The sequence below is a fragment of the Streptomyces sp. NPDC049541 genome, assembly GCF_044465725.1.
GTDB lineage: Bacteria > Actinomycetota > Actinomycetes > Streptomycetales > Streptomycetaceae > Streptomyces.
Map to the genome: position 1 here is coordinate 641,793 of NZ_JBITLY010000004.1, position 25,644 is coordinate 667,436.

General features: G+C 70.8%; 21 protein-coding genes and 1 pseudogene. 14 read left to right on the top strand and 8 right to left on the bottom strand.

What is annotated here, in order from left to right; all coding sequences use genetic code 11:
* The first annotated feature begins 104 nt into the window (after nucleotides 1–104).
* Together ACIBW9_RS18775 and ACIBW9_RS18780 are read left to right on the top strand one after the other, a co-directional pair.
* Nucleotides 105–1,043 (top strand): alpha/beta hydrolase, encoded by a 939-nt coding sequence (locus tag ACIBW9_RS18775; protein ID WP_398956293.1) that lies wholly within the window; start codon nucleotides 105–107, stop codon nucleotides 1,041–1,043.
* Nucleotides 1,044–1,053: 10 nt separating this feature from the next.
* The gene (locus ACIBW9_RS18780) at nucleotides 1,054–1,764 is read left to right on the top strand and encodes a helix-turn-helix transcriptional regulator (RefSeq protein WP_398956295.1); all 711 of its coding nucleotides are present in this window, start codon (nucleotides 1,054–1,056) and stop codon (nucleotides 1,762–1,764) included.
* Here the strand turns inward: ACIBW9_RS18780 and ACIBW9_RS18785 are convergent.
* Nucleotides 1,761–3,173, bottom strand: a complete 1,413-nt coding sequence (locus tag ACIBW9_RS18785; RefSeq protein ID WP_398956297.1) for an amino acid permease — start codon at nucleotides 3,171–3,173, stop codon at nucleotides 1,761–1,763. The two genes, ACIBW9_RS18780 and ACIBW9_RS18785, sit on opposite strands and share 4 nt — an antisense overlap.
* A 182-nt stretch (nucleotides 3,174–3,355) precedes the next feature.
* Between ACIBW9_RS18785 and ACIBW9_RS18790 the strand changes: the two genes are divergently transcribed.
* From ACIBW9_RS18790 to ACIBW9_RS18800, 3 genes are all read left to right on the top strand, one after another.
* Complete coding sequence (locus ACIBW9_RS18790) at nucleotides 3,356–4,423, top strand: 2-oxoglutarate and iron-dependent oxygenase domain-containing protein (protein WP_398956299.1); 1,068 nt, start codon at nucleotides 3,356–3,358, stop codon at nucleotides 4,421–4,423.
* Between the two features lie 251 nt (nucleotides 4,424–4,674).
* Nucleotides 4,675–5,094, top strand: a complete 420-nt coding sequence (locus tag ACIBW9_RS18795; protein ID WP_398956301.1) for a cytidine deaminase — start codon at nucleotides 4,675–4,677, stop codon at nucleotides 5,092–5,094.
* Nucleotides 5,095–5,173: 79 nt separating this feature from the next.
* The gene (locus tag ACIBW9_RS18800) at nucleotides 5,174–5,488 is read left to right on the top strand and encodes a hypothetical protein (protein WP_398956303.1); all 315 of its coding nucleotides are present in this window, start codon (nucleotides 5,174–5,176) and stop codon (nucleotides 5,486–5,488) included.
* 3 nt (nucleotides 5,489–5,491) lie between these two features.
* On the opposite strand, the gene ACIBW9_RS18805 is transcribed toward ACIBW9_RS18800, so the two are convergent.
* Nucleotides 5,492–5,953 (bottom strand): universal stress protein, encoded by a 462-nt coding sequence (locus ACIBW9_RS18805; RefSeq protein WP_398956306.1) that lies wholly within the window; start codon nucleotides 5,951–5,953, stop codon nucleotides 5,492–5,494.
* Nucleotides 5,954–6,043: 90 nt separating this feature from the next.
* Between ACIBW9_RS18805 and lysX the strand changes: the two genes are divergently transcribed.
* Nucleotides 6,044–9,322 carry a bifunctional lysylphosphatidylglycerol synthetase/lysine--tRNA ligase LysX gene (gene lysX, locus ACIBW9_RS18810; RefSeq protein ID WP_398956308.1) on the top strand — a complete coding sequence of 1,093 codons (3,279 nt, stop codon included), beginning with the start codon at nucleotides 6,044–6,046 and terminating at the stop codon, nucleotides 9,320–9,322.
* Between the two features lie 4 nt (nucleotides 9,323–9,326).
* On the opposite strand, the gene ACIBW9_RS18815 is transcribed toward lysX, so the two are convergent.
* Nucleotides 9,327–10,109 (bottom strand): hypothetical protein, encoded by a 783-nt coding sequence (locus ACIBW9_RS18815; protein ID WP_398956310.1) that lies wholly within the window; start codon nucleotides 10,107–10,109, stop codon nucleotides 9,327–9,329.
* A 286-nt stretch (nucleotides 10,110–10,395) separates the two neighbouring features.
* On the opposite strand from ACIBW9_RS18815, the gene ACIBW9_RS18820 reads away from it, so the two are divergent.
* Nucleotides 10,396–11,241, top strand: a complete 846-nt coding sequence (locus ACIBW9_RS18820; RefSeq protein WP_398956312.1) for a polysaccharide deacetylase family protein — start codon at nucleotides 10,396–10,398, stop codon at nucleotides 11,239–11,241.
* A gap of 175 nt (nucleotides 11,242–11,416) precedes the next feature.
* On the opposite strand, the gene ACIBW9_RS18825 is transcribed toward ACIBW9_RS18820, so the two are convergent.
* Nucleotides 11,417–12,088 carry a class F sortase gene (locus ACIBW9_RS18825; RefSeq protein ID WP_398956314.1) on the bottom strand — a complete coding sequence of 224 codons (672 nt, stop codon included), beginning with the start codon at nucleotides 12,086–12,088 and terminating at the stop codon, nucleotides 11,417–11,419.
* A gap of 331 nt (nucleotides 12,089–12,419) precedes the next feature.
* On the opposite strand from ACIBW9_RS18825, the gene ACIBW9_RS18830 reads away from it, so the two are divergent.
* The gene (locus ACIBW9_RS18830; protein WP_398956316.1) at nucleotides 12,420–12,914 is read left to right on the top strand and encodes a hypothetical protein; all 495 of its coding nucleotides are present in this window, start codon (nucleotides 12,420–12,422) and stop codon (nucleotides 12,912–12,914) included.
* A gap of 136 nt (nucleotides 12,915–13,050) precedes the next feature.
* Here the strand turns inward: ACIBW9_RS18830 and ACIBW9_RS18835 are convergent, their stop codons facing one another.
* On the bottom strand, nucleotides 13,051–13,605 hold the full coding sequence (locus ACIBW9_RS18835; RefSeq protein ID WP_398956318.1) for a hypothetical protein: 555 nt from the start codon (nucleotides 13,603–13,605) through the stop codon (nucleotides 13,051–13,053).
* A gap of 204 nt (nucleotides 13,606–13,809) precedes the next feature.
* Nucleotides 13,810–14,574 carry a DUF4239 domain-containing protein gene (locus ACIBW9_RS18840; protein ID WP_398956320.1) on the bottom strand — a complete coding sequence of 255 codons (765 nt, stop codon included), beginning with the start codon at nucleotides 14,572–14,574 and terminating at the stop codon, nucleotides 13,810–13,812.
* A 1,016-nt stretch (nucleotides 14,575–15,590) separates the two neighbouring features.
* On the opposite strand from ACIBW9_RS18840, the gene ACIBW9_RS18845 reads away from it, so the two are divergent.
* The 3 genes and pseudogenes from ACIBW9_RS18845 to ACIBW9_RS18855 all read left to right on the top strand — a co-directional run bounded on the left by ACIBW9_RS18845 (nucleotide 15,591) and on the right by ACIBW9_RS18855 (nucleotide 19,789).
* On the top strand, nucleotides 15,591–16,553 hold the full coding sequence (locus ACIBW9_RS18845) for an SCO0930 family lipoprotein (RefSeq protein ID WP_398956322.1): 963 nt from the start codon (nucleotides 15,591–15,593) through the stop codon (nucleotides 16,551–16,553).
* A gap of 290 nt (nucleotides 16,554–16,843) precedes the next feature.
* Entirely contained in the window at nucleotides 16,844–17,656 is an 813-nt protein-coding gene (locus ACIBW9_RS18850) for an SAM-dependent methyltransferase (protein ID WP_398956323.1), read from the top strand.
* Nucleotides 17,653–19,789, top strand: a pseudogene (locus ACIBW9_RS18855) (putative bifunctional diguanylate cyclase/phosphodiesterase). The gene ACIBW9_RS18850 and the pseudogene ACIBW9_RS18855 overlap by 4 nt, the downstream one beginning before the upstream one ends.
* A 345-nt stretch (nucleotides 19,790–20,134) precedes the next feature.
* Here the strand turns inward: ACIBW9_RS18855 and ACIBW9_RS18860 are convergent.
* A complete protein-coding gene (locus ACIBW9_RS18860; protein ID WP_398956324.1) occupies nucleotides 20,135–20,947 on the bottom strand; it encodes a methyltransferase domain-containing protein in 813 nt (270 codons plus the stop codon).
* Between the two features lie 47 nt (nucleotides 20,948–20,994).
* On the bottom strand, nucleotides 20,995–21,882 hold the full coding sequence (locus tag ACIBW9_RS18865) for a LysR family transcriptional regulator (RefSeq protein ID WP_398956326.1): 888 nt from the start codon (nucleotides 21,880–21,882) through the stop codon (nucleotides 20,995–20,997).
* A 120-nt stretch (nucleotides 21,883–22,002) separates the two neighbouring features.
* Here ACIBW9_RS18865 and ACIBW9_RS18870 point away from each other — a divergent pair, with 120 nt between their 5' ends.
* From ACIBW9_RS18870 to ACIBW9_RS18880, 3 genes are read left to right on the top strand one after another with little or no spacing between them, the layout of a single operon-like run.
* The gene (locus ACIBW9_RS18870) at nucleotides 22,003–22,674 is read left to right on the top strand and encodes a succinate dehydrogenase (protein WP_398956510.1); all 672 of its coding nucleotides are present in this window, start codon (nucleotides 22,003–22,005) and stop codon (nucleotides 22,672–22,674) included.
* A 2-nt stretch (nucleotides 22,675–22,676) separates the two neighbouring features.
* The gene (locus ACIBW9_RS18875) at nucleotides 22,677–24,629 is read left to right on the top strand and encodes a fumarate reductase/succinate dehydrogenase flavoprotein subunit (protein ID WP_398956327.1); all 1,953 of its coding nucleotides are present in this window, start codon (nucleotides 22,677–22,679) and stop codon (nucleotides 24,627–24,629) included.
* On the top strand, nucleotides 24,626–25,372 hold the full coding sequence (locus ACIBW9_RS18880; protein ID WP_398956329.1) for a succinate dehydrogenase/fumarate reductase iron-sulfur subunit: 747 nt from the start codon (nucleotides 24,626–24,628) through the stop codon (nucleotides 25,370–25,372). The genes ACIBW9_RS18875 and ACIBW9_RS18880 overlap by 4 nt, the downstream gene beginning before the upstream one ends.
* Nucleotides 25,373–25,644: the final 272 nt, after the last annotated feature.

The following is a 25,644-nucleotide window of genomic DNA, read 5'->3' on the forward strand; positions in this document are numbered from 1 at the left end:
GCACCGGTGTTGCCCGGGCCGACGCCACACTCTGGCCGCCGTGACGCAGCTCACCGGAAAAGGGTGACAGGGCGTTGTCGCGCACGGCTGCGAGGGTCGGCGTCATGACTCTCACAGACGAGGACTGCCTCGCCGAGACCCTGGCCTTCAACGAGCAGTTCGAGGCAACGGCCGCAAGCCGCCCGAACCGCGGGCAGACGCCCGACGCGAGCGTGCTCGCGCTGTTGCGGCGCAACCGGCTGGGTGGCAACACGCCACCGGTGCGACTGCCGCAGGGCCGGGACCGCGTCGTTGCGGGCGGGGTCGGGATACGGGTGTTCGTGCCGGACGAGATCGACGGCGTATATCTGCATCTGCACGGGGGCGGCTGGGCGTTCGGTTCCGCGGGCGGGCAGGACGAGAGGCTGTGGCGGCTTGCGACGCAGGCACGGCTGGCGGTGGTGAGCGTGGAGTACCGCCTGGCGCCGGAGCACCCGTTCCCCGCCGGGCCCGACGACTGCGAAGCGGCCGCCCGGTGGCTGGTCGACCGTGCCGCAGCCGAGTTCGGCACCGGGCGGCTGCTGATCGGCGGCGAATCGGCCGGCGCCCATCTGAGCGTCGTCACCCTGCTGCGCCTGCGCGACCGGCACCGCATCACCGGCGCGTTCCGGGCGGCCCAGCTGCTGTTCGGCCCGTACGACCTGTCGATGACGCCGAGCCAGCGGTCGTTCGGCTCGAAGCGGCTGCTGAGCAACACCGACTCACTGCGCCGCAGTTATGAGCTGTTCACCCCGGGATTGGAGGCGGAGCAGCGCCGCGACCCGGAGATCTCGCCGCTCTACGCCGACCTGACAGGCCTGCCGCCCGCCCGGATCGTCGTCGGCACCGAGGACCCACTGCTGGACGACTCGCTGTTTCTGGCCCAGCGGTGGCAGGCGGCGGGTGCTCCCGTGGAGCTCGGCGTCGTCGCTGGTGCGATGCACGGATTCACCCTGTTCCCGCTGACCGTCACCGAGCGGGAACAGGCACGTGAGCGGGAGTTCCTCGCCGCGGCGGGACGGTAGCGTCGGCCTCATGAACCGCACTGCCCGGCTCTATGCGCTGGTGGAGGAGTTGCGCGCGGCGGCACCGCGGCCGCTGACGGTCGCCGTACTCGCCACGCGGTTCGAGGTCAGCACCCGCACCGTCCAGCGTGATCTGCAGGCGCTGATGGACTCCGGCGTCCCGGTGCGCACCACGCCCGGGCGCGGCGGGGGCTGGACGATCGATCCGGCGACCACGCTGCCTCCTCTGCACTTCACCGCCGACGAGGCAGCGGCACTGGCCGCCGCGCTGGCCGCGGCCGACGCCTCCGCTCCTTATGCCGGGGCGGCCCGTACGGCGTACCAGAAGATCGTGGCCTCGATGACCGGTCCGGGCTCGGCGGCGGCCCGGGAACTCGCCGCCCGGATCGTCGCGCTGCCGGCGCGGACCGATCCCGCGGTCCGCGCCGCCGTGGAACGGGCCCTCACCGACGCCGAGGTGCTGCGCCTGTCCTACGTCGACGCGGCCGGACGCGAGAGCGAGCGCGAAGTGGAACCGGCCGGACTGCTCACCGCAGAAGGCCGTTGGTACCTCATCGCCTGGTGCCGCACCCGGCGGGCCGGCCGGGGCTTCCGGCTGGACCGGATCACAGCGGCGGCCACCACCGGCGAGCAGACCCGCCCCCATGACCTCGCGGACCTGCTGCACGGTTCGGCAGCCGCCGACGCGGTGCCGCCCGCCGCACTCGCCTCGCTGACCTAGCGGCCGGCCAGCTCCGACCGCCGGTACGAGTAGCCGAAGTAGATCCCGGTGCCGATCACGAACCACACCGCGAACCGCACCCAGGTCTGCCACTGCAGATAGGTGATCAGCCAGATCGAGGCGACGACACCCAGCGCCGGCACGAACGGCATCCAGGGCGTCCGGAAGGTGCGCGGCAGTTCCGGATGCCGGTAGCGCAGCACGATCACCGCCGTGCACACCACCACGAACGCCAACAGGATGCCGATGTTGGTCAGTTCGGCCGCCTCGGCGATCGGCAGGAACCCGGCGATGACCGCCGAGGCCACCCCGACGATCCAGGTCACGCGGGTCGGCACGTGCCGCGTCGGGTGGGTCTTGGCGAACCACTTGGGCAGCAGCCCGTCCCGGGACATGGAGAACCACACCCGGGTCACGCCCAGCATGAAGGTGAACATCACGGTGAGGATGCCGATGATCGCGCCGACCGCGATCACATCGGCGAGGCCGCTCAGCCCCACCGACTTGAACGCCGAGGAGAAGCCGCTCTCCTTGTCGATGTGCCGGTAGTTCTGCATACCGGTCAGCACCAGGCAGGCGGCCACGTACAGGACCATCGAGATGACGAGCGAGTAGATGATCGCCTTCGGCATGTGCCGCTGGGCGTCCTTGGACTCCTCGGCCGCCGTCGACATCGCGTCGTAGCCGAACACCGCGAAGAACACCGTCGCAGCACCGGTGAACGCCCCGCCGATCCCGTAGGGGAAGAAGGGGTGGTAGTTGCCGGTGTCGATGTGGAAGACGCCGACGGCGACCACCAGCAGCACGACCAGGACCTTGAGCACCACCACGGCGGTCTCGAAGCGGGCCGCGTTCCTGATGCCCAAATTCAGCAGATAGGCGATCAGCAGGCACAGCACCCCCGCGAACAGATCTACCTTGTGCCCGCTCCCGGTGCTCGGTGCGCCCAGCATCCACTTCGGCAACTCGGCGCCCATGTCCTCGACCAGGAAGCTGAAGTAGCCCGAGATGCCGATCGCGACCACCGCCACGATCGCCGTGTACTCCAGCAGCAGGTCCCAGCCGATGAACCAGCCGGCGAACTCGCCGAGCACCGCATAGCCGTACGTGTAGGCCGAACCGGCCTTCGGGATCAGCCCCGCGAACTCCGCGTACGACAGCGCGGCCGCGGCGCTCGCCACGCCGGCTATGAGGAAGGAGACGAGGACTGCGGGTCCCGCCGTACCGTTGGCCACCGTACCCGCGAGTGTGAAGATGCCCGCGCCGATGATGCCGCCTACGCCGATCGCGGTCAGCTGCCACAGCCCCAACGACCGGTCCAGACGGGCGCCTTCGCTGACTTCCGTCTCCTCGATGTGCTCGATCGGTTTGCGGCGGAGAATCCCCTCACCCATGCTGAGCCGGGCCATGCGCCTCACCTCTTCACGTTCGGCAACGCCTGACGGCCGATCATGACGGCCCAGCGGCAACCGGGAGGGAAGACGCCGCGCAGATACCTGCCCGTACCACCTGAACTGAACGGCTGTTCAGGAAGGAGTGCACCGCAGTAGTTTGGCGCGCAACCACTCGCCTCGCTCGCGGAGTACCTCGAATGAGCAGCGACAAACAGCCCCTGACGCAACTTCGGACCTTCCGGCCCCCGCCCGTCGTCGACGGCACGGACGCCGACCGGACTCTCGGCCGGGCGATGATCGCGGCCTGGCAGACGGACGGCATCTTCCAGATCCACGCCACCCCGGCCCAGCAGGCCGCCACCGAACGGGCCTTGGCCGCCTCCCGCGCCTTCTGCGCCCGCCCGCTGCGGGAGAAGGCCGCGCATGTCTCCGACCTCACCTACAGCGGCTATGTCGCCTCCGGTGAGGAGGAGACCGCGGGGGAGCGGGACGGCTCGGAGATCTTCACCGTCTGCCCCGACATCCCCGCCGACGACCCCCGCGTCATCGAACAGTGGCCCTGCCACGGCCCCGTTCCCTGGCCGTCCCCCGACTACGCCCGCGCGATGAAGGGGTACATGGCTGCGCTCGGCGAGATCGGCCACCGCCTGCTGCAACTGACCGCGCTGGGCCTCGGCATGGACGACCCCGACACCTTCACCCGCCTCACCGTGGACGGCTGGCACCATATGCGGGTCCTGCGCTTCCCGCCCGCCGACGCCACCTCAGAGCGCGGCATCGGCGCCCACACCGACTACGGCCTCCTCGTCATCGCCGCCCAGGACGACGTCGGCGGCCTCTACATCCGGCCGCCCGTACCCGGCGAGCAGCGCGGCCGCAACTGGCTGCCCGAGGAGTCCATGGCAGGCCGCTACGAGCACGAGGAACCCTGGACCTACGTCACCCCGGCCCCGGGCGTCTTCACCGTCTTCCCCGGCGACATCATGCAGTTCATGACCGGCGGCGCCCTGCTCTCCACCCCGCACAAGGTCCGCCTGGCCGCCCGCGAGCGCTTCACCCTCGCCTATTTCCACGAGCCGAACTTCAACGCGGTGGCCCGGCCGCAGGCCGATGCGGATCCCGGCGAGTACATCCACTACGGCACCCACTTCACCTCGATGTTCCGCAGGTGCTATGCCGACCGCATCACGACCCGCCGGATGGACGCGGAGGGCCGCCTGAAGGTCCTCGACCGGCTCCGCGAAGAGGCACTGCACACCGCGTGAACGGTCACGGAGCGGCGGCGTGACACAGCTCCTGCGCCGTCCCGGCCGCAGCCACACCGCCTCGCGGCGCGCCGGAGCGTCGTACGGACAGCCCGTGAAGCGCTCGTCGAACGCCACATCGCACTCGTCCACCACGAGCGCCACCGGCGGCTCGGCCGCGACCCGGCCGAACAGCCGCGCCCACGGCCCCGTCAGGACCCAGGTCCAAGGCCCCTTCCACGACCGGCCGTACCCCCGGCTACCGTGCCGACATGCCTACGCGAACCCAAGACCTCGATCACGAACTCATCGAGGCCGCAGCCCAGGTCGCCCGCACCCGCTGCCGGGGCGACAACCACACCATGGCCGCGGCCGCCCGTGCCCGGGACGGGCGGATCGTCACCGCCGTGAACGCCTACCACTTCACCGGAGGCCCCTGCGCGGAACTGGTCGTCATCGGTGCGGCGGCCACGCAGGGCGTCTACGAACTGGACACGATCGTCGCGGTGGGCGATCGCGACCGAGGGGTCGTGCCTCCGTGCGGCCGATGCCGGCAGGTGCTGCTCGACTACTTCCCCGCCCTGAAGGTCATCGTCGGCCAAGGCGACCGCCTCCGCGCCGTCCCCGTCACCGAACTGCTGCCGGAAAGCTACGTCTGGGCCGACCACCAACTCGACACCGACCCCGCCTGAACGAGCCCGGCGGACCGGCCGCCTACTGGAACGGCCCCGGCGCCACCAGGACGTTCACGCACCGGGGGCGGGCCGCAGCGTGAGGCCGGACCTGCGCCTGGAGGTCCTGCCCGCCCCGCCCGTCCTGCCGCACGCCTCGGCAAGTGCCGACGTCGTCCTGCTGTTCACGGTGCTCACCCGCGTTCCCGACGCCGCCGCCCCGGGGCCCCTGGTCGCCGAGCTGGTCCGCGTCCTCACCGGGCGGCCTGCCGTACGTCAGCGATCTGCTCCTGCAGGGCGACGAACGCAACCGGGACCGCTGCACACGCCCGCCGGTCCGGCACACCGTACGGGGTGTTCACCACCGACGACGGCGCCGTCCGCGGGCATACCGCTCCTCACCCGCAATCCGTGAGCCTCACGGCACCACCGTCACCGGCCACCGCCCCGCCTTCACCAGCCGTACGGCCACCGAGCCGATGATCCGGTGCCCGGCCTGCTCGGAGGCGCCCACCACCACCGCGTCCGCCTTCAGCTCGTCCGCGGCCTTGACCAGGCCGCTGTAGGGGTCGCCGCGGAAGGTGTGGAACTCCCAGCGGACCTCGTATATCCCCTTGAGCCGCTCGGTGGCGTCCCGGATCTGGGTCTTCAGGTCCTCGGCGATCTCGTCCGTCGTCTCGGCGACCGGCGCACCCATGGCCGCGCCCGCGGCCATCACCGGCTGCACATAGACCACGGCGAGCAGCGCGTGCTGGCGTCTGGCCAGGCCACCGGCATATGCCGCGGCGCGCATCGAGGAGTCCGAGCCGTCCACCCCGACCACGATGACCTTGGGCCCGTCCGTGCCCCGCTCGAACTGGTGCGAGTGCTGTTCCGTCACGGCTGTGAGGCTATCGGAAACCGCAGGTCCCGCCGCCGTGCGGGGCCTCTCGACGGGCGAGGCGGCCGAGCCCTTCCTACAGTCGGAACCATGAGTGCCACAGCGGAGGCCTCCCCGCCCAGGGACCCCCCGGGCCCGATACGGCCGCCCGGCAGCGGTCCGATGAGCAAGGTGCCCGAGGTCTTCGCGGCCTTCTTCGGCGCCCTCGGCCTGCTGTGCGGCCTGCTGGCCCTCATCCCTCCGCTGCGCGTCCTGCTGCGCCCGGTGGTCCGCTTCCTCGACGTGATCATCGTCCCGGTCAGCGCCAATCTCGCCTACGCCGTCTTCCTCTTCCTGCTCGCCGCCGCGATCGCCGCCCGCAAGAAGATCGCCTGGTGGCTGGTGGTCGTCTACCTCGGCCTGCTGGCCCTGGACGACATCCTCGGCGTGGCCCTGGGCCTGTATCTCCAGTCCGTCCCGTCCCTCGTCGTCTGCGGCCTCGCCCTGACCGTGCTGATCGTCGCCCGCAAGGATTTCTACGCCGCCTCCCGCCGCGCCGCCTTCCGCCGGGCCCTGGGGGTGCTGCTCGCCGGGATCGCCGTCGGCATCCTCGTCGGCTGGGGCCTGGTGGCCCTCTTCCCCGGCACCCTGCCCGAGAGCCAGCACCTGCTGTGGGCCGCCAACCGGGTCTGCGGCGGTCTGGTCTCGAGCCGTTCCTTCGACGGCCGCCCGCCACGTGCCCTGTTCTTCCTGCTCGGCCTGTTCGGCGCGCTCGCCCTGCTCAACGCCGCCGCCACCCTGTTCCGTTCGCAGCGCCTGGAAGGCGCCCTGCACGGCGACGAGGAGCCCCGTATCCGCGCCCTGCTGAAGGCCTACGGCGAGCAGGACTCCCTCGGCTACTTCGCCACCCGCCGCGACAAGGCCGTCGTCTTCTCGCCCAGCGGCAAGGCCGCCGTCACCTACCGCGTCGAGGCCGGCGTCTGCCTCGCCAGCGGCGACCCCGTCGGCGACCGCGAGGCCTGGCCGCACGCCATCGCCGCCTGGCTGGACGTGGCCCGCCGGCACGCCTGGGCGCCCGCCGCGATGGGCGCCTCCGAGGAGGGCGCCAGGGCCTTCGCCCGCGCCGGCCTCGGCGCGCTCCAACTCGGCGACGAGGCGATCCTGCACGTGCCCGACTTCGACCTCGACGGCCGCGACATGCGCGTCACCCGGCAGGCCGTGCACCGCGTGCGCCGCACCGGCGCCCACTGCCGCATCCGCCGCCACGCCACCCTCACCGACGAGGAGATGGAGGAGGTGATCGACAAGGCGGACGCCTGGCGCGACACCGAGACCGAGCGCGGCTTCTCCATGGCCCTGGACCGCCTGGGCGACCCGGCCGACGGCGACTGCCTCCTCGTGGAAGCCCTCAGCGAGGACGGCCGCCTCCTCGCGCTGCTCTCCTTCGTGCCCTGGGGCCGCGACGGCGTCTCCCTCGACCTGATGCGCCGTGACCGCAGCGCCCCCAACGGCGTCATGGAGTTCATGGTCGCCGAACTGTGCGAGACGGCACCGAAACTGGGGATCCGCAGGATCTCGCTGAACTTCGCGGTCTTTCGTTCGGCCTTCGAGGAGGGCGCCCGTATCGGCGCCGGACCGGTGCTGCGCCTGTGGCGCCGCCTGCTGCTGTTCTTCTCCCGGTGGTGGCAGCTGGAGGCGCTGTACCGCTCCAACGCCAAGTACCAGCCGGAGTGGTATCCGCGCTTCATCTGCTACGGCGACGCGGGCTCCCTCGCCCGTATCGGGCTTGCCTCCGGCATAGCCGAAGGTTTCGTTTCGGTACCGTCCTTGCGCAAACTCTGGGGAAAGGGGCACCCGAAGGGCGCGTCCAGGCCCGCGACCACCGAGGGCCTGCCGTCGCTGTCGGCGCTCGGCCTCGACGGAGGGGGCGAGGCCGGGCCCGGCGATCCCCATGCCGGCCTGCCCGAACAGGTCCGCATCCGGCACCGCACCCTCGACCGGCTGGGCGCCGAGGGCATCGACCCCTACCCGGTCGGCATCCCGCAGCGCACCCACGCCCTCGCCGACGTCCGCGAGGGCGAGCAGGTCACCGTCGCCGGCCGCGTCATGCTGGTGCGCGACTTCGGCGGCATCGTCTTCGTCACCCTGCGCGACTGGTCCGGCGACCACCAACTCGCCCTCACCCGCGAGGACTCCGGCCCCGCCCTCGACCGCTTCACCGCGGACACCGACATCGGCGACCACATCACCGCCACCGGCCGGGCCGGCGTGAGCGACAAGGGCGAACCGACCGTCTTCGTCACCTCCTGGCAGCTGATCGGCAAGTGCCTGCGCCCGCTGCCCGACAAGCACCGCGGCCTCACCGACCCCGAGGCCAAGGTCCGCATGCGCTACCTCGACCTGGTCTCCAGCCCCGACGCCCGCCAGGTGATCCGCGCCCGCTCCACCGCCGTACAGGCCCTGCGCCAGGGCCTGTTGAGCCGCGGCTACCTCGAGGTCGAGACCCCGATGCTGCAGCAGATCCACGGTGGCGCCAACGCCCGCCCCTTCACCACCCACATCAACGCCTACGACCTCGATCTCTACCTGCGCATCGCGCCCGAGCTGTACCTGAAGCGGCTGTGCGTCGGCGGCCTGGAGAAGGTCTTCGAGCTGGGCCGCACCTTCCGCAACGAGGGCGTCTCCTACAAGCACAACCCCGAGTTCACGATGCTGGAGGCCTACCAGGCCTTCGCCGACTACGACGTGATGCTCGACCTCACCCGCGAACTGATCCAGGGCGCGGCCACCGCCGCCTTCGGAGCGCCGATCGCCCGCAAGGACGGCCAGGAGTACGACATCTCGGGCGCATGGCCGGTCAAGACGGTCTACGGCGCGATCGGGGAGGCTCTGGGGGAGGAGGTCGACGCGGACACGGAGCTGCCCGTGCTGCACCGGCTGTGCGACCGCGCCGGCGTGCCGTACACGCCGGACGACGGCCGCGGCGAGGTCGTACTCGAAATGTACGAGCGCCTCGTGGAGGAGAAGACCCGGCTGCCCACCTTCTACAAGGACTTCCCGACCGACGTCTCGCCGCTGACCCGCCAGCACCGCGGCGACCCGCGGCTGGCCGAACGCTGGGACCTGGTCGCCTTCGGCACCGAACTGGGCACCGCCTACTCGGAGTTGACCGACCCGGTCGAACAGCGTCGCCGTCTCACCGCCCAGTCCCTGCTCGCCGCCGGCGGAGACCCCGAGGCGATGGAACTGGACGAGGACTTCCTCGACGCCCTCGAATACGCCATGCCGCCCACCGGGGGCCTGGGCATCGGCGTCGACCGGCTGGTCATGTTCCTCACCGGCCTGACGATCCGTGAGACGCTGCCCTTCCCGCTGGTGCGCCGCCGCTGACCGCTCAGGCCCGCAGCGGGAGCAGCAGCCGCAGGTCGTCTCCCCAGGCGTCGAGGACCCCGCCGTGCCCGGCGGCCCGCGCGGCCCGTGCGAGGTCGGCGAACAAGGCCCGCTGGGTGTGCGGATCGCCGTCGGCCAGGATGCGGCGCAGCACCGGCAGCAGCCGCCCGGCGCTCCACCGTTCGTCGCCGAGGGGCTGCCGCTCGAGCTCCCACCGCAGGTACTTGTTGTACGGCCGAACCCGCCGGTGCAGGGCGAAGAGCACCTCCAGCGCGTACGGCACGCTCTCGGCGGCATCCAGGTGCCCCATCGCGTCGCGGCCGTCGCGGTAGCTCTTCAGGGAGCGATAGGTCTGGTTGACGTAGGCGTCGAGAAAGCCGGCCACGGCGGTGCGCGCCTCGTCGGGGTGCAGGGTTCGCTTGCGGTCGAGGACGGCGGCGATCTCGCCGTCCATCCGGTCGAGGAGCACCCGGGCGTGGACGTACGAGTACCGGCTGAAGGCGGCCGGGTCGCCGGGCAGCCCGCGCCGGCGGAACTCGGCGAGTGTGAGGACCACCAGGTCCAGATGGGCCGAGCGGAACCGGTCGAGCTCGCTGAGCGGCGAGGCGTCGCGGTCGCTCAGCACGACGTGCAGGTCGTGGTCGGAGCGCACGGTCGGCATCCCGTCGTGCACCTGGGAGCCGCTGAGGACCAGTCCGAGGACTCCGGGATCGGCGGCGGCCCGGGCGACGAAGGCCACCAAGGTGGCCTCGGGGGTGTCGCCGGAAGCAGGAGGAAGCGCAGGCATGTCGGTGATCTCTCCGAGCGGAAGCGGGCACGGCCGACAGCCGACGGCCGCGGACACGAGGACGGACCGGTTCGCCTCTGCGGCGTCCGGGACGCCGCGGGAGATCACTGCACGGACCCGACGCTACCCGCGACGGGTGCAGGAGGAAAGCGAATTCGGCCGCGCGGGCTTCGCTTACCGCACCCGTCCAGGACACGCACGGCGGCTTGGGCCGGGCGTGTGCTTTCCTGCCGCCGGTGCGGTGTCATGAGGGGCCGCCGGTCCTGGTTCGGGCGACTGATGAGTCATGAAGAAGGATCAGTTGCTCACGAGACGCCGGGCGTTGATCGCGGGTGCCGCCGCTCTGGGCGCGGCCGGCGCCACCGGGGTGCTCGCATCGGGCGGGCGCGAGACGGCTCGGCCCGTCGCTCCCGCGCCCGGCCCCGATCCCGCGCCCCGGGAGAGCTATGCGCTCGAGCCGTCCGAGTACCGCCTCCAGCCGCTGACCGGATACCAGCAGGTGCGCCCGGCACCGCGCAGGACCCGGGTGCGGCACCAGCCGTTCCTGCGCGTGTACGGACGCGGTCGCACCATGGTGCTGACCTTCGACGACGGGCCCGACCCGCGCTACACCCCGGACATCCTGGACACCCTGGCCGAGTACGACGTCCGCGCCATGTTCTTCGTGTGCGGGGAGATGGCCGTCGACAACCAGGACCTGCTGACCCGTATGGCCGACGACGGACACATCGTCGGCAACCACACCTGGAGCCACCCCCTGCTGACCCGTCTGAGCCGGTCCGAGATCCGCTCCGAGATGGCACGCACCAGCGACGTCATCGAGAACGCCTACGGCGAGCGGCCCCTGTGGTTCCGCGCGCCCTACGGCGCCTGGAACCGTGCGACCTTCCAACTCGGCGCCCACATGGGCATGGAGCCCCTGGCCTGGACGGTCGACACCCTCGACTGGACCACCCCCGGCACCGGCACGATCGTCGACCGGGTCGAGGAGGGCGCGGCCCCCGGTGTCGTGGTGCTCTCGCACGACGCCGGGGGCGACCGCTCGCAGAGCGTCCGGGCCCTGCGCCACTATCTGCCGGACCTGCTGGATGCCGGCTACCACATCACCGTGCCGAGACGGCGGCACGCATAGGCTCTGGCGTTTGGATCAGCCCGGCGCCCCGGGGCCTGGCACGCCCTCTCCCGCTGCCTTGGGGGCGTGGGGGCCCCATGGCCCGCTCGGGCCGGCCGGGAAGCGCCGTCGGCTACAGCCGACCTGATCCGAACGACAGGCCCCAGCCGGATCCGCCCGCCCGGCCGGGGCACGCTCAGCGGACCTCGACCAGGCGGGCGAAGACGACGACGTTCCCGTCGTAACCGTGCTTCTTGGAGAAACCGCCGCCGCAGGTGATGACCCGCAATTCCGGGGCCCCCTTGGAGGCGTAGACGCGGTCGCCGGGGAAGTTGTTCTTCGCGAAGACCTCGATGCCGTAGATCTCGAACACGGCCGTCCTTCCGTCCTTGCGGGCGATCTCGACGCGATTTCCCTTCTTCAGCGCCCCGAGGTTGTAGAACACCGCGGGGCCCTGTTTGTTGTCGACGTGGCCGACCACCACCGCGGTGCCCTTCTCGCCGGGGGTGACGGCACCCGTGAACCAGCCGGCCAGGTTCGGATCCTCGGGAGGAGGTGCCCCGACCCAGCCGTCCGCGGCCAGACCGACCGGCAACACCGGTGCGTCGACCCGGATCGTGGGGATCCTGACCCGGTCGGGCGGGGAGGCCGGCAGCGGCTGGACGGCGCCCGCGGCGACGGTGGCGGGGGCGTGGGTGTCCGCCGCCGCCGCGGTGGCGGGCTGCGGCGGACCCACGTCGAACTCCCCCGAACCGTTCCGAATGAGGGCGATGCCGGTCAGCAGCACAAGCGCTATGACACCCCAGGGGGCGCGCTTCTTCCGTCGCTCCTCCTCTTCGGCCAGTTCGGCCAGTTCGGACGCAGACATTGGTTTCCCCTCTCGACGAGGCAGTCGCCGCGTCAATCGCGCATGACGCAAAGCTAAATGGCCTGTGCGAAACCGGCGACGGGGCGGATGCGAACGGGTGGCACGCCCGAGAGGGGTGCGCCATCCGAGTTGCCGGGGGCAGGAAATTTCTGACGGTCCGTGACCTGCGGATATATGTGATTATCTGCTTATTGCTCGGCGTGTCCTCTCACCAGGACGGACCATCCCCGAAATGCGGGCGCGTGCAGCGCATCTGACTGTCTTTCTGGGAGGCGCTTTCTCGCCGACATTGCCGGGGACGGGACCCGGGGCGCCTTCCGCGGAGGATCACATGAGTAGTCATCGTGCCCTGGCGGTCTCGGCCGCCGCGGTCGCCGTGCTCGGCCTCGCCACACCGGCGGCCGACGCCCGGGACGGCATGAACTTCAACCCCAGCAACATCGTCGCGCTGCCCAGTGTCATCGCCCGCGGCGGGCAGTTGACCATCACCGTCGACGGCTGCCCGGGCGGAGCCACCGCGACCTCGGACGCGTTTCCGAGCACGCCGCTGATGACGGTCGCTGGCAGTAACACGGCGAGAGGCACCGCGACGGTGAACCGGGACGCGAGAAACGGTACGCACCCCATCACCGTCACCTGTGGCGGCAAGTCCCTGACCAACCCCGCCGCGTTCACCGTCATCGGCGGTGTCCAGGGCGGGTTCGGCGGCGGCAGCTCCACCGGGGCGACGCCGACCGACGTGGCCATCGGCGGCGGGCTCGTGGCCGCGGCCGTCCTCGCCGGCGGAGCGTTCTGGCTGCGCCGCAGGTCCGAGAAGCGGATCTGACCTTCCTCCCATCGGAGAGCAGACCGCACATCGGCCTCGGAAGGCGGACCGCACGTCAAGTCCGTGGTAGTAGAGACCGCACGTTGAAGGGCCCTCGCCCCGATTCCCCCACAGGAGCCGGGGCGATGGCCCTTTGTCAGACACCTTCCTCACCGCTGCGGCGGCGCGAGAGGTGGTACGCCGCGCCGATCGAGCCCGTGACGAGGGCGAGACCCATGCCGATCTCCCTGAGGTCGAACCCGGCGATGCTGCCGCCCACACCGGCGTGCACACCCCGATGGGGGTGGGCCGGAATCGGAATCGGGTCGACCGGCACCGGGGTCGGGTGGTGCGGGCGGCCGCCCACGATGGTCAGATCCGTGGATCCGCTCGCGCCGTCGCAGGAGAACGTCACCTGATACACCGCACCCGGCTTCGCGTCCCGGTCCACCACCGCCGTCGCCCAGGACCGTCCCACCGGAATCACGACCGTGTCGAACACCACCGAGGTGACCCTCGCAGGCCCCTTGCAGTCGCCGTCCCGGTTCACATGCAGCTTGACCTCGCTGCCCGCCGCGGCGGTGGACGGCAGCACGCTGAAGCCGAACGGCGTGATGTCGTGCCAGTCGTCCCGTGCGACGGCGGCGGGTGCGGAGAGGGCGAGGGTGCTGATGCCCAGCAGAGCGGCCGAAGCAATGCGTATCGCGCGCATGGTGGTTCCTCCGGTCCCCGAGGAGCAGTTGCGGACCCGTTCCGCTGGGGGGCTTGAATGCACCTCGATAACCGAAACGCTAGGAACGGGTGTCCGATCGCGCGATCGCTGTAGGGCGAATGGGGCAAACATATGGGCCACCCAGGGGACGGCAGCGGCGTGGCGCCCTGTCCCCGGGTGGCCCGTCGTGTGACGGCCCGCCCGTCAGCCTCTGAGGTGCGGGAAGAGGTTGAGGAAGGGTGTCGCCGACGCCGTGATGCCCCGGGTGTAGGGCGCGTCGAAGTCCCAGATGAGGAAGAGCAGGAACGCGATCAGGGCGGAGAACAGTCCCGCCAGGATCAGCTCGCGCACGGTGCGCCGGATCTGCAGCGCGAAGACCATGCCGATGGTGATCACGGCCCCGGCGAGCAGCCCGAACCACACCACGCCCGGCATGGTCGCCCCCATGGAGTCGGCCCGGGCGCTGCGCGCCTGGTCCGCCGCGGTGACCTGGTCGAGGAGGGGCTGGTAGGCCTGGGCCTCGAAGTCGGACTTCGGCTGGTAGTCGGTGACGTCCTGGCGGATGCGCTCGAAGAGCTCGTCGCCGCGCGGGGTGACGTGCCCGTCGTCGTCCATCACCTTCCACTCGGTGTGCACGACGTGTCCGACATAGGCGTTGACATCGTCACGAATGCGCTCACGGATCTCCGTCGGATAGACCCGCACCCGCTCCGAGATCTCGTGCAGCGCGACCGCCTCCGACTGCACATGGTCCTGGGCGGCGCTGCGCCCCTCCCACACCCCGGCGATGGCCAGGCCCAGGACGATGGCGTACACCACGCCGATCCACATCGTCATGTACTCGATGACGTCCGGGGTCTCGCTGGGGTCCTCGTCCTCGGGCGCGGCCCGGTGCCGTACGAAGGTGACGATGATCACCACGGCGCAGGCGGCCAGCATCGCGAGGGTGAGAACAAGCCATTCCGACAAGAGATTCCTCCTGGAATCAGCGCGGCCGCAGCGCGGCGACGGCGATCACGGCGGGAACCGTGATGAGCAGGACAAAGGTGACGGGTGAAGGGCCGCCGCGCGGCGCGTGCTTGGGCGCCGGCGCCCGGTAGCGCGGATAGGCCACCGGAGCCACGAAGTGACGGGGGGCGGGCTTGGCCGACGGCTTCGGGTCGGGCGCCGGGGGTGGCGCGGCGGGGGGAGCTTCGCGCGTGGGTGGCGCCGCGGGCCTCGGAGTCGGGAGGGAAGGCAACGGCGGCTTCGGCTTCGGCTTCGGTTCCGGCTTCGGTTCCGGCTTGGGTGTCGGCTTCGGTGGAGGGGCGGGCGCCGGAGGCGGCGGCTTCGGTTCGGGCGGCGAGGGCCTGGGCGTCGGTGTCGGCGTCGGAGTCGGCGTGGGCACGGGACAGATCGGCGGAGTCGGCCAGGCGAGGTCTCCGGCGACCGCCACGGCCTGGATGCCGTCCGGCCCGACCGAGGCATACGCACAGGCATCGGCCGATGCCGCACCCGCCGGCGTCCCCACCAGGATCCAGGTCAGCGCAACAAGACAGCTCAGACGCGCCCCAAAGCGGCGCGGGGCTGTGTCGATGTGCGCCTCCGCCGCGGGGCGCGAACAGCCACGACGCTGCCGCAGACGACCAGCGACCGATCGAGCCCCGTCCCGCGGAGCGCCACGCACCAACGCCCGTACAGCGGAGGCAGGTTGAGTCGGTTCGAGTCCATACACGCCGAAGATCATGAGCCTTCGTGCGCCGGGGCGTGCCGTATCGCGCCCCGATTGGCTCGAACGGGGGATGATCCCCGCACGGCGGTTTGATCGCCGCGCACCCCGGCGCACAAAAAGCCGCACGCCCGTGCGAACCACCGCGCCGGCGCCCCAGGTTCAAAAAAGAAATTTGTGAGCCGGTTGAACACAACCGAGGGTCCCATTCGTACCCATGCTCGTGCGGCGACGCAGCAGGGCGCTGCAACACCTTTGCGATAATGGGGAGTTGACGATGAAGACCTCCTGGCGGAGCGCCTCACTCGTGGCAAGCGCTGCGGCTGTACTGGCGCTGACGACGGCGTGCGGTCAGGAAAGCGGAACCTCGTCGGTGGGCAGCCAGAACGTGGGTGCCACCGCCCCGGCGGGCGGTTACGGCAGCGTCGGCGCGGCCGGTTCCGGTGCGAGCGCCAGCCCCAGCAATGGCTACGGCGCCGACGGCCAGAACTCCGGGGCCCAGTCCTCGGCCGCGGGCAAGCTCGCCGTCACCCAGAACGCCGAGCTCGGCAAGGTGCTGACGGACGGCAACGGGATGACCCTGTACCGCTTCGACGAGGACACCGCCGAGCCGCCCAAGTCCAACTGTGACGGCGACTGCGCCAAGGCCTGGCCGCCGGTCGCCGCGAACGACGCCGCCGCCGGCGCCGGCATCGACAAGGCCTTGCTCGGCGAGGTCACCCGGGCCGACGGCACCAAGCAGCTGACCATCGGTGGCTGGCCGGCGTACCGCTATGCCAAGGACACCAAGGCCGGGGACGTCGCCGGTCAGGGTGTGGGCGGCAAGTGGTTCGCGCTGGCCCCCGACGGCAAGAAGGCCACCCTGGCGAGCCTGCCCGGCCTGTCCGTGCGCAAGGACCCCAAGCTCGGTGACATCGTCGTCGACAAGAACGGCATGACGGTCTACCGCTTCCTGAAGGACGTGGCCTGGCCGAAGCCGATCTCGAACTGCACCGGTTCCTGCCTGGAGAAGTGGCCGGCGGTCGGGATCGTCTCCAAGGACGACACCAAGGGCATCGAGAAGAAGGGCCTGATGGGCTTCACCCGGCCCGACGGCGTCAAGCAGATGACCGTCGACTGCTGGCCCGCGTACACCTTCTCCGGCGACACCAAGCCCGGGGACACCAACGGCCAGGGCGTGGGCGGCACCTGGTACGCCATGTCGCCCGACGGAAAGCCGGTCGGCGCGCCGAAGAAGTAGCCATCACCTCCCCAGGGTTGATTGCACCGGACAGCGCGTTCGGCCCCGTCCGCCCCCTCCGCACCGCACGGAGGGGGCGGACCCTTTGGCGTTTGTCGCCGGGAGTCGGGGGGGCCGCGGCGGAGCCGCTGATGTGACAGCCCCCGAAAGGCGCAGCTCCGGGCGAATGCGGCAAGTGCCGCAGGCAGTGACCGGGAACGGACGGTCAATTTCCGTTTGGGCTCGCCCCGTTGGCGGACGATCAGTAGCCTCAGCTCGAACACCGGATCGCCTACGCCTTGGAGAGATAGATGGAGCGTCCCGCCTGGGCCCCCCGGAGCATCGACATCTCGGTGCCCAGTGTCTCGCGGATCTACGACTACTACCTGGGCGGTTCGCACAACTTCGAGGTCGACCGGGAGGCGGCCCGCAAGGCGATGCAGTTCATGCCGGGACTCCCGAAGATCATGCAGGCGAACCGGGCGTTCATGCGGCGCGCGGTCCGCTTCGCGGTCGGCGAGGGCATCGACCAGTTCCTGGACATCGGATCCGGCATCCCCACCTTCGGCAACGTCCACGAGGTGGCCCAGGCGGCGAACCCCGGCGCGCGCGTGGTCTACGTCGACCACGACCCGGTGGCCGTCGCGCACAGCCAGGCGGTACTCGCGGGCAACGACGGCACGGGAGTCGTCGCCGCCGACCTCCGCAAGCCCCGGGACATCCTCGCGAGCCCCGAAGTGGAGCGCCTGATCGACCTGAACCGGCCAGTGGCGCTGCTTCTCGTTGCCATACTGCACTTCGTGGAAGACGCGGACGACCCTTACGAGGCGGTGGCCCAGTTGCGCGACGCGCTCGCGCCGGGCAGCCTGCTCGTCCTCACGCACGCCTCGTACGAGGGCATTCCGCTGCCGGCGGAGCGGGCCGAGGGCGCGGTGGACGTGTACAAGGACATCCGCAACCCGCTGATCATGCGTTCGCGCGAGGAGATCGCGCGGTTCTTCGAGGGGTACGACATGGTGGAACCGGGACTGGTGGCGCCGCCGCTGTGGCGGCCGCAGGAGGCGCCGGAGGACGAGGATCCGTATGCCTTCTCCGGGTTCGCCGGCGTGGGGCGTACGGCGTGACCGCGGAGCCGGACGGGCAGCAGGACAGACTGCGCAGGTTCGCGACCATCTGGAGCCGGGCGGTGTTCCCGGTGACCTCGACGTCGCTGACCAGGCCGGAGTTCGAGGAGCAACTCCTGCCGCTGGCCCGTCGCCTGAGCCGGGCGCTGCACACCCGCACCCTCGACGCGGAGGCGGGCCGGGCGGTCGGCGCCGCCCTGGTCGCCGCGCACTGCACCGACCCGGACGCGCTGGCCCGCACCCTGGACTGCGTGGACGCCTACCTGGTGCTCTACTGCGGCGAGGACGGCGACCGGGAAGAACTGCGGGCACGTTCCTCACGGTTGCAGCACGCCATGGCCGCGGGGTTCGCCGCGGCGCTGCGCGAGCGGACGCTGGCCGAGCAGGAGGCGATCTCCGCGGCCGCCCTCCAGGCGCAGGGCGTCGTCGCACAGGCCCTGCACGCCACCGAGGCCCGCTTCCGCGCGGTGGTTCGAGGGCGCGGCCATAGGAATCGGCATCGCCGACCTGGACGGCCACATCCTCCAGGTCAACGGCGCACTGCTGCGCATGTTCGGCATCACGGACGCCATGGCGCGCGGCCGCAGGGTCCAGGAGTGGACCCACCCCGAGGACGCGCCACAGACCTGGAAACTCTACGACGAGCTGGTCCGCGGCGAGCGCGAGCACTACCACGTCGAAAAGGCCTTCTACCGCCCTGACGGAACCGTCCTGTGGACCAACCTGACGGTGTCCCTGCTGCGCGACGCGGACGGCAACCCGCAGTACCAGCTCGCCCTCATGGAGGACACCACCGAGCGGCGGCTGCTCAACCTGCGGCTGCGCTACGAGGCCACGCACGACGCGCTGACCGGCCTGCCCAACCGCACCTTCTTCTTCGAACGCCTGGAGAAGGCGCTGGGCGCCGGCCGGGGCCAGCGCTACGGCCTGTGCTACCTCGACCTGGACGGCTTCAAGACCATCAACGACAGCCTCGGCCACGCGGCCGGCGACCGGCTGCTCGTCGAGGTCGCCGACCGGCTGCAGGCATGTGCGACCGCACCCGGCGAGATGGTCGCCCGGCTCGGCGGCGACGAGTTCGTGGCGCTGACCACCGGCACCGACACCGAACGCGAGGTCGACGAGCTCGCCGCCCGCATCATGAACGCCCTCGTCGCCCCGATCAGCATCGACGGCCGCGAGCTGACCGTGCGCGGCTCCATCGGCATCGTCGAGGGCCCGGCGGGTGAGCGCAGCCCGGCGGAGGTGCTGCGCAGTGCCGACATCACCATGTACCGGGCCAAGTCGGCGGGCGGCAACCGCTTCGAGCTCGCCGACGAGGAGGCCGACGCCCGCGCCATCACCCGGCACAGCCTGACCACCGCGCTGCCGGCCGCCCTGGACCGGGGCGAGTTCTTCATCGAGTACCAGCCGCTGGTCCACCTCGGCGACGGCAGTGTGCGCGGCGCCGAGGCCCTGGTGCGCTGGCTGCACCCGCAGCACGGCATCCTCGGCCCGGACCGCTTCATCCCGCTCGCCGAGCACACCGGCCTGATCGTGCCGCTCGGCCGCTGGGTCCTGGAACAGTCCGTCCGCCAGGCCCGCGAATGGCGAGAACGCTACGAGGACGCGGGCCCCCTGCGCATCAACGTCAACCTCTCGCCGTGCCAGCTCAGCCACCCCGGCCTGGTCCAGGACACCGTCGACATCCTGGAACGCACGGGCGTCGACCCGGACGCGCTGTGCCTGGAGGTCACCGAGTCGGCGCTGATCGGCGCCGACGACGACCTTCTCAAGCCGCTGCGCCGACTCGCCGAGATGGGCGTCGACATCGCCCTCGACGACTTCGGCACGGGGTACTCGAACCTGGCGAACCTGCGCCGCCTCCCGGTCAGCATCCTCAAGCTGGACCGCTCCTTCACCCAGAGCATGCAGCAGTTCCCGGCGGACCCCGTCGACCTCAAGATCGTCGAGGGGATCGTGTCGCTCGCACACAGCCTCGACCTCGCGGTCACGGTGGAGGGCGTGGAAACCGGCGCCCAGGCCGAGCAGTTGCGGATACTGGGCTGCGACACGGCCCAGGGCTGGTACTACGCCCGCCCGGGCCCACCGGACCGGCTGCACGAGCTGGCGTTGGTGGACGCGACGGGCTGACGCGGATGCCGCGCGACGGGCCGACGCCGACCTGCCCGTCGTGCACCCGGCCGGACAAGGTCCGCACCGACAAGGCCTACAGCTCCCGTGCGAATCGCACCCACCTGCGCCGACGGGGGATCCGCTGCACCGTCCCGGAGAAGCACGGTTTTCGCGGTGGCCGTACGTCGACGTTCGATCCGGTCGACCACAAAGAACGCCACGCGGGGGAGTGCGGGCGCTGGTCTGGCCCGTGGAGGCATCGTCCGGGGCCGGTACCGGGTCCGGACCGCGTGGACGGTCGAGGCGGACATGCCCAGCCGGCCGGCGATCTGGACCGGGCCCAGAGGGCACTCGGCGGCGGCATCAAGCCTTGCCACGCGCCATCAGGGCCGCGTGAGGCAGCACCAGTGCACCGCCCGGGTCGGCGAACTCCGCGGACAACGACTCGAAGTGGCTCCTGATCTCGGCTACGACCGTCGCGGTCTGGCTCGTCACGAGCCGGCCGATCGTGGCCACGCCCGCGGCGGGTCCGCTCCACCACTCCTCACGTGTCGTCCGGTGGTCCCATGTCAAGGTCTCGCAGACCACGTCCGCGAGACCTGCCTCACCGAGCAACGCGGCGAAGCCCTCTTCGGTACGGAGGAAGTCGTCTTCGGGAGCGAGGGCCGGCAGATGAGCCGGGCGCGTGACTCCGGCGGCCTGGACAGCCCTGCCGAGCAGGGCCTGCCCGGGCGCCGCGGGAACCGCCCAGATGGTGACGGCTATCCGCCCGCCCGGCCGCGTCACCCGTCGCAACTCCGTCAGGGCCTCCCGAGGCCGTCCGACGTGGTTGAGGACGAAGTTGCCGATCACGGCATCGAACTCGTCGTCGGCGAACGGCAGGCCAGGCAGCGCAGCAAGCCGCACCTCGGCTTCCGGAGCCGCCCGCGCGGCCCGGGCGACCATGGCGGGTTCGGCATCCACCGCCGCCACCTTCGCCCCCCGCTCACATGCAGCTGCGGCGGCGGTGCCCGTGCCCGTCCCCACATCGAGGACCCGTACACCCTTCCCGACCCCGGCAGCGTCGAGGAGCCCGGGCACCGGATAGGCGCAGAGCTTGGCGAAACTCGCGGCATAGGCATCGGCCTGCCCCGCCCAGGCCCGCCGCTCGGACTCGTCGAACGCCGTCTGCACCACTCGTCCACTCCCTCTCCGAAAGCAACATCGCCCTGCGATACGCCCGCTCACCGCTCCAACAGCATCCGCTGCAACTCCCGAGCCGCCCGCGGCGGAGCCACATCGCTGCGGTGGGCCAGCGCGATCGTACGGTGCAGGCCGGGGCGCGCCAGGGGAGTGACCCGTAGGCCCCGGCCGGAGCGTGTCGCGACCATGCGGGGGACGACGGCCACGCCGAGCCCCGCGCGGACGAAGCCCAGCACCGCGTCCATCTCACCGCCCTCCACCGCGAAGTCCGGCTCGAAGCCCTCGGCGCGGCAGGCGGCCACGGTCAGTTCGCGCAGGTCGTAGCCGTGCCGGAACATCACCAGGGGTTCGCTCTCCAGGTCGGCGATGCGGACCGTGCGCCGGCCCGGTCCGGCGGGTGGGGGCGACTCCGGGGACGAGACCACCACCAGGTCCTCGCGCAGCAGCTCCACCGTCGTCAGCGCGGGGGAGGGGGACGGCAGCGGCAGCACGACCAGCGCCAAGTCCAGGGCGCCGCGGGCCAGTTCCCGTACGAGATCGTGGGAGCCGCCTTCCTCGATCAGCAGCCGGATGCCGGGATAGCGGTCGTGGAAGGCGCGCAGGACGTCGGGCAGCAGACCCGTGCACAGGCTCGGGGTCGCGCCCAGCCGCACCCGGCCGCTGCGCAGCTGCACCAGTTCCTGCACCTCGTGCCGGGCCGTGTCCGCGTCGGCGAGGATGCGGCGGGCCAGCGGCAGCAGCGCCTCGCCCGCGTCGGTGAGCGTGATGTTGCCGCGCGCCCGCAGGAACAGATCCGCCCCGAGCTCCCGCTCCAGTGCCTTGATCTGCTGGGACAGGGAGGGCTGCGCGACATGGACCAGGTCCGCGGCCCGGGTGAAGTGCCGCGTCTCGGCGACGGCCACGAAGTACTGGAGCTGCTGGAACTGCATCCTCGTACGATAGCCGCTTCCTATGGAATCAAGCCGGACCATGTCTTGGACCGATCGGGACCTTCGGCTCTAGCGTCTTGAGTCATGGCTCTGGCAACGCGGACGGACCGACGGCCGTCGATGGCGCGCACGGTGTGGGACAGCTCCGTCGGCAAGAAGACGGTGATGGCCGTCAGCGGCATGATCATGCTGCTGTACCTGGTCGCCCATGTGATCGGCAACCTGAAGATCTTCTTCGGCGCCGGCGAGTTCAACCACTACGCGCACTGGCTGCGCACCGTGGGCGAGCCGTTCATGCACTACGAGTGGACGCTGTGGCTGGTCCGCGTCGTGCTGATCGTCGCCGTCGTCGCACACGCCGTCTCCGCGTACCAGCTCAGCCGCCGCGACATCAAGGCACGGCCCAGCAAGTACGTCCACAAGAGGGCCAAAGCGAGCTATGCGACGCGGACCATGCGGTGGGGCGGGATCATCCTCGGCCTGTTCATCGTGTGGCACATCCTGGACCTGACCACCGGCACCGTGCACTCGGGCGGCTTCCAGGAGGGCCACCCGTACCAGAACGTCGTGGACACCTTCTCCACCTGGTACGGCAACGTCATCTACATCGTCGCGATGCTCGCCCTCGGCCTGCACATCCGGCACGGCTTCTGGAGCGCCGCCCAGACCCTCGGCGTCGGCAGCCGCAGCCGCGACCGCGCGCTGAAGACCGTCGCCAACGTCCTCGCACTGCTGCTCACGGCCGGTTTCATCGCCGTACCCGTGGGCGTCATGACCGGAGTGGTGAGCTGAACATGACCGCTGAGTACGTGGATTACACGACGGGTGAGCCGGTCGTCGACTCCAAGGCGCCCGCCGGACCGATCAACGAGCGCTGGGACAAGCGCCGTTTCGAGGCCAAGCTGGTCAACCCGGCCAACCGGCGCAAGCACACGGTGATCGTGGTGGGCACCGGTCTCGCGGGCGGCTCCGCCGGCGCCACCCTCGCCGAACAGGGCTACCACGTCGTCCAGTTCTGCTATCAGGACTCCCCGCGCCGCGCCCACTCCATCGCCGCGCAGGGCGGCATCAACGCCGCCAAGAACTACCGCAACGACGGCGACTCCATCCACCGCCTGTTCTACGACACCGTCAAGGGCGGCGACTTCCGCGCCCGGGAGTCGAACGTGCACCGGCTCGCGCAGATCTCGGTGGAGATCATCGACCAGTGCGTGGCCCAGGGCGTGCCCTTCGCCCGTGAGTACGGCGGCCTGCTCGACACCCGCTCCTTCGGCGGCGTACAGGTCTCGCGGACCTTCTACGCCCGTGGACAGACGGGCCAGCAGCTGCTGCTCGGCGCGTACCAGGCGCTGAGCCGGCAGATCGCCGCGGGCAACATCGAGATGCACCCGCGTACCGAGATGCTCGACCTGATCGTCATCGACGGGAAGGCGCGCGGCATCGTGGCGCGGGACCTGATCACGGGCCGCATCGACACGTACTTCGCGGACGCCGTCGTCCTGGCGAGCGGCGGCTACGGCAACGTCTTCTATCTGTCGACGAACGCCATGAACTCCAACGCCACCGCCATCTGGCGGGCCCACCGGCGCGGCGCCTACTTCGCCAACCCCTGCTTCACCCAGATCCATCCGACCTGCATCCCGCGCACCGGCGACCACCAGTCCAAGCTCACCCTGATGAGCGAGTCGCTGCGCAACGACGGCCGGATCTGGGTGCCCAGGGCCAAGGGCGACGACCGGCCGCCGAACGAGATCCCCGAGGACGAGCGCGACTACTACCTGGAGCGCATCTACCCCTCCTTCGGCAACCTGGTCCCGCGCGACATCGCCTCCCGCGCCGCGAAGAACGTCTGCGACGAGGGCAGGGGAGTGGGCCCCGGCGGGCAGGGCGTCTATCTGGACTTCGCCGACGCCATCAAGCGGATGGGGCGCAAGGCGGTCGAGGAGAAGTACGGCAACCTCTTCGACATGTACGCGCGGATCACCGCCGAGGACCCGTACACCGTCCCGATGCGGATCTACCCCGCCGTGCACTACACGATGGGCGGACTGTGGGTCGACTACGACCTGCAGACCACCGTCCCGGGCCTGTTCGCGATCGGCGAGGCCAACTTCTCCGACCACGGCGCGAACCGCCTCGGCGCCTCCGCCCTGATGCAGGGCCTGGCCGACGGCTACTTCGTGCTGCCGGCGACCATCAACGACTACCTCGCCCGCAACCCGCACCACGAACCGGTCACCGTCCAGCACCCGGTGGTCCAGGAGGTGCTGGCGGAGACCCAGGACCGCCTCAACCTCCTGCTGTCCGTGGACGGCGACCGCACCCCCGACTCCTTCCACCGCGAAGTCGGCGAACTCATGTGGGAGTTCTGCGGCATGGCCCGTACGGACTCCGGTCTGCGCAAGGCGCTGGAGCGCATCCCGCAGATCCGTGAGGAGTTCTGGCGGCGCATCAAGGTGCCCGGCACCGGCGAGGAGTTCAACCAGTCGCTGGAGAAGGCCAACCGCATCGTCGACTACCTCGAGCTCGCCGAGCTGATGTGCCTGGACGCACTGCACCGGGCGGAGTCCTGCGGCGGCCACTTCCGCGAGGAGTCCCAGACCCCGGACGGTGAAGCCGCCCGCAAGGACGACGAGTTCGCCTACGCGGCCGCCTGGGAGTTCACCGGCACCGGCGAGGCCCCGACCCTGCACAAGGAAGACCTGGTCTTCGAGTACGTCCACCCCACTCAGCGGAGCTACGCATGAAGCTCACCCTGCGCGTCTGGCGGCAGCAGAACGCCGACGCCGAAGGCGCCATGTCCACATACGAGGTGGACGGCATCTCCTCCGACATGTCCTTCCTGGAGATGCTCGACACCCTCAACGAGGAGCTCATCCTCAAGGGCGAGGACCCGGTCGCCTTCGACCACGACTGCCGCGAGGGCATCTGCGGTGCGTGTTCGCTCGTCATCAACGGCGATGCGCACGGCCCGGAGCGCACCACCACCTGCCAGTTGCACATGCGGTCCTTCCAGGACGGCGACACGATCGACATCGAGCCCTGGCGGGCCTCCGCCTTCCCGGTGATCAAGGACCTGGTGGTGGACCGGTCGGCGTTCGACCGGATCATCCAGTCCGGCGGCTACATCACCGCCCCGACCGGCTCCGCACCCGAGGCCCACGCCACCCCCGTACCCAAGCCGGACGCCGACTTCGCCTTCGAGCACGCCGAGTGCATCGGCTGCGGGGCGTGCGTGGCGGCCTGCCCCAACGGGGCGGCGATGCTGTTCACCTCCGCCAAGATCAACCATCTGAACGTGCTGCCGCAGGGCGCGCCCGAGCGTGAGACGCGGGTGCTGGACATGGTGGCGCAGATGGACCAGGAGGGCTTCGGCGGCTGCACGCTGACCGGGGAGTGCGCCACCGCCTGCCCGAAGGGCATTCCGCTGGTGTCCATCACGAGCATGAACAAGGAGTGGCTGCGGGCGACTCGCAAGGTGGCGCGGTAGCGCCGTTGGGGGAGTTGTTGTTTTCGGGCTGCGGGGTTCGTCGTGGCTTGTCGCGCCCCACGGCGGAGCCGCATGTCGATGCAGCCCCGCTCCCCTTGCGGGGCGCTGCAGTGAACGTTCGCCGAAATCGTGCGGACGGGCGGGGTCGGGAGGTGCTCCCCGGCCCCGTCTCGCTTTCGTGGGGCGAGCCGTTCAACAAGCCCACACCCGCTCTCTCTGCGCCTGTCACGCGAAGGTCAGCCGGCATCGGAAGAACAAGGGCGGCAGATCAC